Annotated in this window: 11 protein-coding genes; 8 read left to right on the top strand and 3 right to left on the bottom strand. The window is 71.0% G+C overall.

What is annotated here, in order from left to right:
• From SALPAC6_RS0124975 to SALPAC6_RS30645, 4 genes are all read left to right on the top strand, one after another.
• Window positions 1-913 (top strand): FtsK/SpoIIIE domain-containing protein (locus tag SALPAC6_RS0124975; protein ID WP_018256028.1); only part of this gene is annotated, 913 nt, incomplete at its 5' end.
• Window positions 914-1,001: 88 nt separating this feature from the next.
• Complete coding sequence (locus tag SALPAC6_RS0124970) at window positions 1,002-1,475, top strand: Pycsar system effector family protein (RefSeq protein WP_018256027.1); 474 nt, start codon at window positions 1,002-1,004, stop codon at window positions 1,473-1,475.
• Window positions 1,476-1,575: 100 nt separating this feature from the next.
• Window positions 1,576-1,836: a hypothetical protein gene (locus SALPAC6_RS0124965; RefSeq protein WP_018256026.1), complete on the top strand. Its 261-nt coding sequence runs from the start codon at window positions 1,576-1,578 to the stop codon at window positions 1,834-1,836.
• A 466-nt stretch (window positions 1,837-2,302) separates the two neighbouring features.
• Window positions 2,303-4,348 (top strand): hypothetical protein, encoded by a 2,046-nt coding sequence (locus SALPAC6_RS30645; protein ID WP_223874476.1) that lies wholly within the window; start codon window positions 2,303-2,305, stop codon window positions 4,346-4,348.
• A gap of 12 nt (window positions 4,349-4,360) precedes the next feature.
• Here SALPAC6_RS30645 and SALPAC6_RS0124955 read toward each other — a convergent pair whose 3' ends face one another.
• Window positions 4,361-4,777 carry a hypothetical protein gene (locus SALPAC6_RS0124955; RefSeq protein WP_018256024.1) on the bottom strand — a complete coding sequence of 139 codons (417 nt, stop codon included), beginning with the start codon at window positions 4,775-4,777 and terminating at the stop codon, window positions 4,361-4,363.
• A gap of 429 nt (window positions 4,778-5,206) precedes the next feature.
• On the opposite strand from SALPAC6_RS0124955, the gene SALPAC6_RS0124950 reads away from it, so the two are divergent.
• From SALPAC6_RS0124950 to SALPAC6_RS0124935, 4 genes are all read left to right on the top strand, one after another.
• On the top strand, window positions 5,207-6,583 hold the full coding sequence (locus SALPAC6_RS0124950; RefSeq protein WP_018256023.1) for a coiled-coil domain-containing protein: 1,377 nt from the start codon (window positions 5,207-5,209) through the stop codon (window positions 6,581-6,583).
• On the top strand, window positions 6,580-7,065 hold the full coding sequence (locus SALPAC6_RS26825) for an AAA family ATPase (RefSeq protein WP_018256022.1): 486 nt from the start codon (window positions 6,580-6,582) through the stop codon (window positions 7,063-7,065). The genes SALPAC6_RS0124950 and SALPAC6_RS26825 overlap by 4 nt, the downstream gene beginning before the upstream one ends.
• A 277-nt stretch (window positions 7,066-7,342) precedes the next feature.
• A complete protein-coding gene (locus SALPAC6_RS26820; RefSeq protein WP_223874349.1) occupies window positions 7,343-9,319 on the top strand; it encodes a UvrD-helicase domain-containing protein in 1,977 nt (658 codons plus the stop codon).
• 90 nt (window positions 9,320-9,409) lie between these two features.
• Window positions 9,410-9,616, top strand: coding sequence for a hypothetical protein (locus SALPAC6_RS0124935; RefSeq protein WP_018256020.1), 207 nt, complete (start codon window positions 9,410-9,412; stop codon window positions 9,614-9,616).
• A 223-nt stretch (window positions 9,617-9,839) separates the two neighbouring features.
• On the opposite strand, the gene SALPAC6_RS0124930 is transcribed toward SALPAC6_RS0124935, so the two are convergent.
• The gene (locus SALPAC6_RS0124930; protein ID WP_033666908.1) at window positions 9,840-10,616 is read right to left on the bottom strand and encodes a hypothetical protein; all 777 of its coding nucleotides are present in this window, start codon (window positions 10,614-10,616) and stop codon (window positions 9,840-9,842) included.
• On the bottom strand, window positions 10,613-11,659 hold the full coding sequence (locus SALPAC6_RS0124925; protein WP_018256018.1) for a ParA family protein: 1,047 nt from the start codon (window positions 11,657-11,659) through the stop codon (window positions 10,613-10,615). The genes SALPAC6_RS0124930 and SALPAC6_RS0124925 overlap by 4 nt, the downstream gene beginning before the upstream one ends.
• Between the last annotated feature and the right edge of the window lie 65 nt (window positions 11,660-11,724).

Here is an 11,724-nt window from a genome sequence, read left to right as displayed (position 1 = left end):
GGTCGTGCGCGAGATGGACAAGCGCTACGACGACCTGGCCGCCCACGGCGTGCGCCACATCGACGACTTCAACCGCAAGGTCCGCAACGGGCAGATCACCGCCCCGGCCGGCAGCGAGCAGGAACTACGCCCGTACCCGTACCTGCTGGTCGTCGTGGACGAGCTGGCCGACCTGATGATGGTCGCCCCCCGCGACGTCGAGGACTCCATCGTGCGGATCACCCAGCTCGCCCGCGCCGCCGGCATCCACCTCGTCCTGGCCACCCAACGCCCCAGCGTGGACGTGGTGACCGGGCTGATCAAAGCAAACGTGCCGTCCCGGCTCGCCTTCGCCACCTCGTCGCTGGCGGACTCGCGGGTCATCCTCGACCAGCCCGGCGCGGAGAAACTCCTCGGCAAAGGCGACGGCCTGTACCTGCCCATGGGCGCCAGCACCGCGACCCGGATCCAGGGTGCGTGGGTGTCCGACGCCGAGGTCACCGCCGTTGCCGAGCACTGGCGCGACCAGGGCGACGCCCCCGCCACCCTGCCGGCCGCCACCGAAACCCCCATCGCCCCGGCCGTGGACGCCACGGTGGTCGACGGACTCGACGACGACGAGCGGGCCCTCCTGCGAGAGGCCGCCGCACTGATCGTCACCGCGCAGTTCGGCTCCACCTCGATGCTGCAACGCAAACTGCGCATCGGCTTCGCCAAAGCCGGCCGCCTCATGGACCAGCTCGACCAGCTGCGCGTGGTCGGCCCCTCCGAGGGCTCCAAAGCCCGTGACGTGCTCATCACCCCGGACGAGCTGCCCGACCTGCTCACCGCACTCGAGGGCCAGCCAGCCGCCGGCCCTGCCACCGACGACGGCGCCGGCGCCAGCGCCGTCGCGACCGTGCTGGCGTTCCCCCACACCGGTACCCACCGCTGACCTACCGCCGCGCGGGCAGCCCCACGCCTCCAAGCTCCGGGGCCGCCCGCCACTCCCTACATCCGCATCAGACGAGAGGAGCCCACCCATGGTGCCCCACCTGGACGCTGAGATCGGCATCGTGCGCGCGGAACTGGCCCGCGTCGACCCGAAAGCGGGCCATTTTCTGCAGGTCGCCGGAGTGCTGCTCGGTGCCGGCCTGGCCGTACTCGCCGGCACCGGCGACCGGCTCGGCCCCCTGACCCTGACCGCCGCGGCCGGAACCGCCGTCCTGGTCGGTGCCGCCCTGGTGCTGCTCATGCTGGCCTGCCGGCCCCGCCTCGACGGCGCCTACGGTCCACTCGCCTACGCCGACACCGACGCCTACGAGATCCTGGCCCGCTGGGGCGACGACCACCAGGACATCGACGAGCTGATCGCCCTCGCCCGCGCCCGCGAACTGTGCTGGCTGTCCCGGGCCGTACGCGACAAGTACCGGGCGATCGGCCGGGCGGTGCCCCTGCTGCTGGCCGGCTACCTCGGAGCCGGCGTGACCGTCGCCGCCGCGATCGGCGCTTGGTGACGCGGTCTGAACCCCATCCCACCAGCGGGCGGCCTCCATGCATCCCAGCCGAGGCCACCCGCCACTGCCCTGATCCGCAACAGATGACAGGAGCCTGACCATGATGACCCACCAGCCGTTCGACACCGGCGTCACAGGCGCGACCGATGAGTACCGCCTGGACATCGTCACCGATCCTGAGCCCGACAGCCCGCAGACTGTCGCCTACTTCGTGGCGATCACGATGGACGCCGCGTGTCAGCAGGCCCAGCGGCTACTCGCCGCTGCGGACGGCCCGGACGACCGCTACGGCGAGCTGTACAACCACGACGGCACCGGTGTTGCCGTCTACTGCGACACCATCCACCTGCCCGCCGAATGAGCATCCACCATCCGCAGCCGGGCGGCCCGCTTCCGCGGGTCGCCCACGCGTGGATCCCGTTACCGCACAGCGATGTCCGGCTTGTACCAATATGTGCCTGGTTGCGGGGCCGATCCATACAGGATATTGATATACCGGCGCGTGTTGGGTCTGCATCCCGCGCGCGGGTGGACGTAAGATCACCGGGTTATCAGACTTTGAGGGAGCGCTTCAGCTCAACCCCTAATTCCAGACAGCAAGAGAGCCCCAAACCCCATCTTCGTTTGGCCGCGATAGCAGGGTCTGAGGCTCCAACAAGCTCGGAGGCAACGATAGCACCCACCTTCGGGCTGGGTGCACTCTTGTCTTCGAACACGTTTTCTGCGTGTCACGGCGGCGCGCATCTGCCCCAGCCCTTCCCCCATGTCGCAGCGCAGGCTGCGGCTGTTTCGTCACGCCCTGAGCCTGTGTCTGTGGTGGTGGGGCGATGAGCGGCACGCTGGCTGCGGAGCGGGTGGCCGCGTCTGGGCACTGCCCGGTCTGCGCTGCACGCGGGCAGGCGGTGTTAGCTGCCCCAGGGCAGACGCGGTGCATCGTGCACATGGGCCGGTCGCGGGTGTGGGTGGAGACCACCGGCACCGGGCAGACCCGCCTCACGGTGCCGGCTGGTGCGCGCCGTCGGGTTGCCCACCCGACCGGTCTGCAGACCCCATGCGTGTCCTGTGCGAGCGCTGGTAGGGACACGCAGGGCCTGCCGCGTGACGGTGAGGGCTCGGATGCGCTGTGCATTCCGTGTTGGCGTACCCGTACCGAAGCCGCGCAGCGTCGCCGCGTGGCGGCCGAGCGGCGGGCCGCCCTGGAGGCATCCCTTGTCGTTGACGAGGCCCCGGTGTGTGCGGCGTGCGGCGCGGAGGAGCCGTCGCCGTCGTGTTGGCTGTGTGGCTACTCGTGGCTGGCCGAGCTGCGCGCGACGTTCGAGCGGGACCAGGCGTTGGAGGACGCCGCTGTCGAGGCGCGGTTCGCGCAGCTCACGCAGCGGGCTGAGGCCGAGCAGCGGGTAGCGGAGTTGGCCGGGTGGGTGGATCGGCTGCAGGTAACGGTGTCCGCGTACGCGGCCGGCGGTGGCCGTGGCCGCGCGGTCGAGCTGCTGGCGGACGTGTTGTCTAGGGAGGCGGGGGCGCGGGTGTGCCGGCGTGGCCGGCCGTCGCGGCTGGCCCGGGTCGCCGCCGTCCTCGCGGTCGACAGTGACTGGCGCACGGGCCGCCGAGCGCTGCCGGGTCGGGAGCGCTCGGCGCAGCTGGCTGGCTGTACTACTCGCACTGTCACTGACTGCTGGGCGCGTGCCGAGGCGCTGGGTTGGGCCACGCGTACCCATCACGGGCGGCGCCTGAGCCTGGCCGAGCGCACCGAGCTGGGCCGGTGCAACGACCGGGCCGAGTTCGACCTGGCCCCGCTGCACCGCGGTGACCCGGCCGTCCGCGCCCCCTACATCCCGGTGGCGCTGCTGGTACTCGACGACCTTGTGCAGCACGCCCTGGTGCTGCTGGCCGCCGCGCAGGACGACCTCGACGCCCTCATCGCCCGTACCGCCGGCGTGGTTGACCATGCCGCGCTGGCCCGCCGCGCGCAGCTTCGCCACGCCGTCGCAGCAGCCCGCGACACCCTCCTAACCGATGTGGAGGCCATCGCCACGGCCCAGATCGAGACCGGGAATTTCTTCTCCCCCCGCTCGGCGTCTCAAGGTGAGTACTTAAGTTCCTGCTTGTCTCGGGGTTTTGCTCAACCTCCGACGAAAACTCACTCCACGTCGGGGGATCCGAGTCGGGGGGAAGGCGGCGCTTCGCGCTCAACAACACGAGGAAGTAGTGGGGCACATCGGGTAGCGCGTCCTAGGACGCGTCAGGGCACGTGTGCGTCGCCACGGAGGCCGCGGCCCCGTCCAGAGTGGCATGGATGGGCGTACCCGCTGGCACAGGCCGCCCAGCAGGCCCTGGCGTGGCTGCAGGCGGTACCGCTGCCTCGGGTGGCGGCCACGATTGGGGCGCGGCTCGGTCCGGCCTGGACCATCGAGGCCATGCTCGACACGATCGACCGCGCCCGCGGCGGCCGGGAACTACTGACCGACCCGGAACGGCCGCTGGGCTACCTGGTAGCGCTACTAGACACGGCGCTGACCGGCGAGCACGAGCCGCCACACCCCGCCCGCCGGCATGACGCGCACCGCCAGGCGGCGCAGGACGCGCGTCGGCGCGACCTTGTCGACCAGGCCACCGCGGCCACCACCGCCCGCAACACCACTCGCGCCGACTGGGCCGCCCGGGAACAGGCCCGCCAGGCCGAACGTGCCGGACCCGGCACCGCCCGCCACACCGCCCTCGCCGCCGCACGCGCCGCGGGCCGCGGCGACCACACCACCGCCCGCGCCATCGCCGCCGCCGAGGCCGAGAACTGGCCCGAAGTCGCTCAGCCCGGTGCCGGCACCTACCAGAGCGGACCCCGTGACCGGGACGTACCCAAGCGCCAGGCCCGATAAGCTCGGCCCTGGTCAGCGGGTCTCCAGCACCCCCGCTACCTTGGCGCACGCCGCGATGAACGTGTTCGTGTTGGTCAGTGCTTCCGCAGGAAAACCTGCCCGCAACTCGCGTATCACCGCTGGGCTCGAATCGTCCGCCGCCCGTAACAGGTCCATAAGCCCGACCGCCACCAACCGGGCCTCCAGCTCGGCGGGGTTCGCGGTCTCGCCGATGTGAACGATCGCGTCGGCAAGGTCCTCCGACGTCTTCCACGGAAACGGATCCGCTGCGATCAGCGTCCGCAGGTCAGCGTCGAGCTCGTCCCACACCGGCGCGTCCAAGTCGGCCAGCGCGGAGGCGCGTAGCTCGGCATCTGCCTTACGCCTTGCCAGGCTCCGCTGCTGGTGCAGCCGTTGCTGGTGCCGAGTCGGCTTCTTTGGCTTACTCACCACTGCGCTCCTCAACATCGGGGGGCGGACTGCAAACGCACACGGTAGCGGTCGATGAACGCCGCACCCCCAGACCCCACGCCACCGCAGCCGGCCCACGCCACCACGTCGGACAACGACTGGCCGGACGTCCCACAGCCCGCGGCGCGGGTCTGCCCGCCGGCGGCCTCGACCGCTAAAAACCAGGGGCCCCCACCCCCTTCCGGACCTCGCGGCAGGCTCAGCGCCAATTTCCCGCCACCACCCGCGCTGCCCTTACTTAACCAATCAGAGCGAGATCAAAAGCCTCCTACGAAGCTCTGAGAGCCCCTTTAAGGCAGGTTCTATCGGAACTCGCCCCGTGTCAAGGTTCAAGGTCAAATACATATGACTTACAGAAACTAACTAAGTCTTTGCACTTTCATTTAAGTAATAGTATAGGATGTTGGTATGGATGTTGAGGTGAATGTGGGTGAATCGGGGCCGGAGTCCGGTCCGCGTGAGCGGCGCTGTGGCTACCGCGAGTGCCAGAAGGCGCTGGTCTACGCCGGTTTCGGTCGGCCGAAGGAGTTCTGCGCGCCGGATGACACGAGGTGGCAGCCGGGCAACCGGACGTGCCGGGAGATGGCCGCCGCGGACCGGGCCGCGGAGCTGGCCACCGGTCTGGACACGCCCCTGACCGCGTGGCGGTCAGCTGTGGCTGACCTGACGCCAGCGTTGACCGCGTTGACGGCCCAGCTGGAGCCGGTCCTGCCGGCCGTCGAGGCCGTCGAGGCCGGTGCGTTGGCTCGCATCGCGGAGGCCGAGACGGCGATGGCCGCGGCCGTGACCCGCGCGCAGGCCGCTGAGGCCGAGCGGGACCAGGCCCTCACCGCAGCCCACAACGCCGAGCAGGACCGGGCCCACGCCCACACCGAGCGGCACGCCGCCGTTGCCCGCGCCCAGACCGTCGAACGCGACGCCGCGGACGCGGTAGCCCGCGCCGCCCGCGATGTCGCCGACGCCCGCCAGGCCCAGGGCCGCGCCGAGGCCGAGGCCGAGGCCCGCGCCGCCACCGCCGCCAAGGAAGCCGAACGCCGCCGCGCCCTTGAGGAGCGCCACGACGACGTACGCGCACAGCTGCGCGACGCCCGCGCCGAAACCAAAACCCTCACCGGAGAGCTGCGCGCCAGCGACAAGGCCCTGCGCGCCGAGGCCACCCGCGCCGAACGCGCCGAGGCCGCCACCGCCACCGTCACCGCCGAACGCGACGCCGCCCGCGCCGACGTCGCCCGACTCGACACCGCGCTGGCCGACGCCGGCCGCGCCCGCGCCGACCTCGCCGCCCAGCTCGCCGCCACCACCTCCGACCGCGACGCCATCCGCGCCGAGCTGGCCAGCGCGCGCGAGCAGCTCGCCACCGCGACCGCCCGCGCCGACGCGGCCGAGCACGCCGCCCAGACCGCCAGCACCGAGCGCGACGCCGCCCGCGCCGAGCTGACCGACGTGCGCGGACAGCTCGCCACCGCCGCCGCCGAGCGAGACACCGCGCGGGCCGCCCTCACCGAGTCCGAGACGGCACGCCGACAAGCCGCCGACGACCTGCGCACCGAACGCGCCGCGCTGGCCGACGCCCGCCGCCAGATCGACCAGCTCCACACCGAACGCCGCGCCGCCGACCAGGCCACCCAGGACGCCCGGACCCAGGCAGCCCAGATGGCGGCCGGCGCCCACGCCGCGACCGACCGGGCCGAACGCGCCGAGGCCCGCGTCGAGCAGCTCCAGGCCCAGCTCGACGCCGCCCACGCCGAGCTGGCCCACGTCGACCGGTCGGGTGAGCCGCAGTGACCGCCGGGCCGGAGCTGGTGGTGCTTGTTGGCCCGGCCGGTGCCGGCAAGTCGACGTGGGCCGCCGCCCGCTACCGCACGTCGCAGGTGGTCAGCCTGGGCGCCCTGCGGGAAGTGGTCGCCGATGACGAGAACGACCAGGACGCCACCGCCGACGCCGTCGCCCTGCTCCTGGCGATCGTTGACGCCCGGCTGTCTCGCCAGCTGACCACCGTGGTCGATGCAACCAACGGGGTGGCGGCCGAGCGCGCCGAACTGCTCGCGATCGCCGCCCGTCATCAAATGCCCGCCATCGCCGTGGTGATCGACACCACGCTGGATAGATGCCTGGACCGGCAACGTCAGCGGCCCGGTCCCCTGCCCGGCCGCCGGTGGGGCCGCGCCGTGCCGGACTCCGTCGTGCGCAACCAACACCAGCGCACCGTGGCCAGCCTGGACACCCTGACCGCCGAGGGCTTCGTCCAGGTACGTCGAGTCGATTGAACAGCGCAAACCCCATCCGCACCCCGAAACGACTGGCCGACTGGCCGAGCAGGTGCAGGCCCTGCTGCCGCGAGGCCGCCCACCGACCGTCGCCGGTGCCGTCCCTCGTGCCGGCACCGGCGGCACCGGCGCATCCTGACCGTTTTCCGTTGCAGTCTTAGGCGTGACGGAAAACGGCAGGGTGTCCGGCTCGGTCCGGCCTGGACCATCGAGACACGGGCGGCCTACTCGGCGCGGGGCATTGCGTCATCCACCTTTTTTCGTCACGATGCAGTCCGTGACGAAAAAAACTGGACGGGCTACCGTGGCCGCCGGCTCGCCGGAGTGGGTGCCGTGTGAGAACTGCGGCGCCGACTTCCAGGTCCGGCCGAACCTGCCGGGCCGGCGCAAGCGGTACTGCTCGCCGGCGTGCCGCACGCAGGCGTTCCGGGCCGCGCACGCGCCCAGCGACGGCCAGCGCCGCGAGGACCTGGTCGCCGCTGTGGCCGCGTTGCGGGCGGTCGACCTGGCCGCGATCCGCACGAGGCTGTCACTGCTCGACGGCGACACCCTGGCCGAGCTGGGCCGGCACGCCGCCCGGCTGTGCGCCGCGGTGCTGCCGCCGGAGCCCGTGGTGGCCGCGGCTGCCGTTGATCCGCTCGCCCAGGACACCCTGCCGTTTTCCGTCACGCCTACGGCTGCAACGGAAAACGGTCAGGATGCGCCGGCGCCGCCGGTGTCGGTGCCGGCACGAGGAATGACGGCGACGGTCGGTGGGTTGAAGCCCACCGGCGAACAGCAGGCGATCATCGACGCGTGCGTGGCCGGGCAACGCGCGGCGATCTCGGCCGGCGCGGGCACCGGAAAGACAGCGACGCTGCGGATGGCGGCCACCCTGATGCGTGGCCGCGGCCTCTACGTCGCGTTCAACCGGGCGATCGCCGCCGACGCGAAGAAAAGCTTCCCGAAGCACGTGAGCTGCTCCACCGCGCACAGCCTGGCGTTCAGGGCCATTGGCCACCAGTACAAGGCGCGACTGGACGGACCGCGGCTGCCCGCGCACCAATGCGCGGCGTTGCTGGGCATCGACACCGAGTTCGTCGTCTCCCGTGAACGCAACATCGAAGCGCCGCAGCTGGCCCGACTCGCGATGGAAACCGTCGCCGCCTACTGCCGCACCGCCGACGAGCAGCTCGACACCCGGCACGTACCCCAGGTCAACGGGGTCGACGGGCCCGCCGCAGCAGCGCTGGCCGAACATGTCCTGCCGTACGCGATCGCCGCCTGGGCCGACCTGCGCCGGCTCGACGGGCGGCTCAAGTTCACCCACGACCACTACCTGAAGATGTGGGCGCTGGGTCGGCCCCAGCTCGCGGCCGACTTCATCCTGTTCGACGAAGCGCAGGACGCGGACCCGCTGATCGCCTCCGTGGTGCAGGACCAGCAGTGCCAACTGATCGCCGTCGGCGACGAGAACCAGGCCATCTACGGCTGGCGCGGCGCGGTGGACGCCCTGTCGAACTGGCCGGCCGACCTGCGGCTGCGCCTGTCGCGGTCCTGGCGCTTCGGCCCGGCCGTCGCCGATGAGGCCAACAAATGGTTGACCCTGCTGAACGCGAGACTGCGACTGACCGGCAGCCCGACTCTCGCCTCACGCGTCGAGCCCCTGGAACACCCGAAGGCGATCCTGTGCCGCACCAACGCCGAGGCGATGGGCCAGGCGATGTCCGCGATGGACGACGGCCACCGAGCCGGTCTCGTCGGCGGCGGCGCGACCATCCGCCGGCTCGCCGAGGCCGCCGAACGTCTGCAACACGGCAGGAAGACCGACCATCCGGAGCTGTTCGCGTTCGCCACCTGGGCCGAGGTGCAGGAGTACACGCGCAACGACCACGCCGGCAAAGACTTAGCCGTGTTCGTGCGGCTCATCGACGACTACGGCGCACCAGAGATCATCCACGCCGCCGACCGGCTCTCCGACGAACGCTACGCCGACCTGGTCATCAGTACCGCCCACAAAGCCAAGGGCCGCGAGTGGGACACCGTGCAAATCGGCGGCGACTTCCGCCAGCCCGCCGCCAACGACAACGGCACACCCGGCCGCGTTCCCAAAGCAGAAGCAATGCTCGCCTACGTGGCGGTCACCCGCGCCCAGCAGATCCTCGACCGCGGCGGACTTGCCTGGATCGACGACCAACTCGCCGGAGCCACCAACAACCAGCCCCGAACCGGCCGACGCCGCCACCTGTTCGACGACGACAGCCAGGACTACTGACTCGCTCGCTTTCTGTCACGCCAGGCCCGGTGATGGAAAGCGAGTAGACCGACGATCGATTGCGGGAGCAGAGAGGTGAAGGAGTCACCCATGACCGACAATACCGCCACTAGCGCCTACGACCGACACCACCGCCGGCTGCCCGGCGGTGGATTCACCTGCGAACGGCCCGGCTGCACACACGTCAACGGCCGGCCCGAAATACTGCAACGAGACCTGGCACAGGAACTGGTCGACGTCGGCCAGGAGCCGCCCACACCGGGCGCGGACCGAACACCAGGCCCGGCGCCGTTCTAGGGGCGGACGTGTCCGGGTGGTTGATCTACCAACTGCCCGACGGGCGGGAGGCCCGGGTCGATGTCGACGCCCGCCGACCACTGCACTGGACCGTCCAGGACGGCGACCTGCTCGACGGCCTCACCGCCGAGCAGGTACAGGCCCTACTGCGCCGCGAGGCCGGACCACAACGCAGACACTCCCCCGCCTGGCCCCACGGCCGGGCGGACGTCGGGATACAGCGCTACGGCTTTGGTCGACGTCCTCGCGGCCGGTCGGCTGGAAGGTGGGCGTTCAGAGCCGCTACCACTACCTCGGAGCGGGTGATGCGACCGCCCAAGGAGCGAGGGCCCGCGCCGATCTGCTCTTGGACCCACCCGACCAGGGTGTCGATGACCTGCAGTTCGCCGGCGAGGGGCCGGATCGGCAACTGCACCCGGCGGACCTTAGTCGCCGTACGGCGCGCGGAAGCGCGCCACGGGAACGGCTCGCTGGCGTCGGCGACGGCTGGCCGGCGGGCATCGGCGACCAGGCGGGGCAGTTCGGTCAGGTGCGCGCGGAGCGCATCAAGGACGAGCTCGGTGTTGCTGGTCGAGCTGCGCCGTACCCGCTCGAACCGGGCCATCAGCGGCGCCGGGACGCTGAGGACCGTCGGACTGACTGCCAGCGCGGCGGGGTCGTCCATGTCCGCCGACAGATCTGGCATTCCGGTGGCCAGGGCACGGCCCGTTGACGTCTCGTCCATCAACGGCACCGACGCTGGCGGCGCCGGAACAGCCTCGGTGCTGCCGGCTTCGGCTGCCAGTGGATCCGCGTGGGCCGCCTCAGTCCGGGTGGCAGGGGCGGGGCTGGCTGGTGCCGTGTCGTCAGGCATGTGTGGGCTAGTCGTCGGTGCCAGCGCCGACACCGCAGAAGTGCGATCAGCGCTGACCAACCCTGCCAAGGACGACCCCCGGCCGCCGAAGCCGCGGAGTTTCGGCGCTGGCGGGGTGTAGGTGTCGGCGCTTTCCTGCTCACTCACTTGTGCTCACCGCCCAACTGGCTGAACCGGGTGAAGACCTCGCCCGCGAGGTCTTCGTACTCCTGGGCGACCTTCCCTGCCTCGCTGCTGGGAACCGGCCGGCCCTTCGCCGTGCCGGCGCGGATCTCCCACCACTTCGGGCCCTCAACCTGCTCCAGCTCGTGCATGAGCTGGCCACGATCGCGGCATGCCTTGGCGACCGACGGCATGTAGCGGATGACGGAGTTGAATACCAGGGCATCGGTGCCGGCGGCCCGCAGGTCTTCTTTCAGCTCGCGTCGTACCTCCCGCCGCTGTCCCACCTCGTCGCCCTTGCGGTTGACGCGGTACTGGAACCCGAACATGGCCACCCCGAGCAACTCCAGCTCCTCATTGATCGTTGTCGCCCGCCCGAACCGCTCGGCGACGCCGGACAGACCCTGCCGGCTGGCCTGATCGAAGGACACCGGAACCAATGCGGCCCGGCTGGCGACCAGGACCAGGTCCTGCAGGTTGATCTCGCGCGGCGGGCAGTCGATGATGATCCAGTCGTACTCATCGGCGATCGTCGCCAGAACCTCCGCCAACGCGAGGCGTGCCTGGTGAGCGTGGCCACGCGCCGTCTTGCCGAAGATCATGCCGTTGACCTCGTCCAAGGCCGACCCACCGGGAATGACGTCCAGCCACGGGCGGACGTTGCGCAGCCGGTGCGGCACCGTCCCCGCTTGCAGCGCCGTCATCAAACCCTTGCCGTCGTCGCCTACCTGCACGCCCTCCGGCAGCCGTCCGTCGATGGGGACGTCCTCCGGCTTGAGATAGCCGAGGTCCAGACCGAGGTTCCCCTGCGGGTCGCAGTCAACTAGAAGCACCCGACGCCGCGAGTTTGCCTGCTCCGCCGCCAGCGCCAGCAGGCCCCCGAGGTTGGCGCTGACCGACGTTTTGCCCTGGCCACCCTTTCCGTTCAGCACCGCCAACACACGGCCGAGGAGCGGCCGTAGTCGGCGCCATCGCTCCATCGCCGCCGCTAGGTCGGGATCAACACCCAGCATCTGCCCGAACGTCATTGGTCTGCCTTCTCTCATCGGCGCAGGGTTGCGTCCTTCGGCCGTGTGCCTATCACTCGCGAGGC

This window comes from Salinispora mooreana (genome assembly GCF_000379065.1).
GTDB lineage: Bacteria > Actinomycetota > Actinomycetes > Mycobacteriales > Micromonosporaceae > Micromonospora > Micromonospora mooreana.
This window is presented reverse-complemented; position numbering and strand designations above follow the sequence as displayed.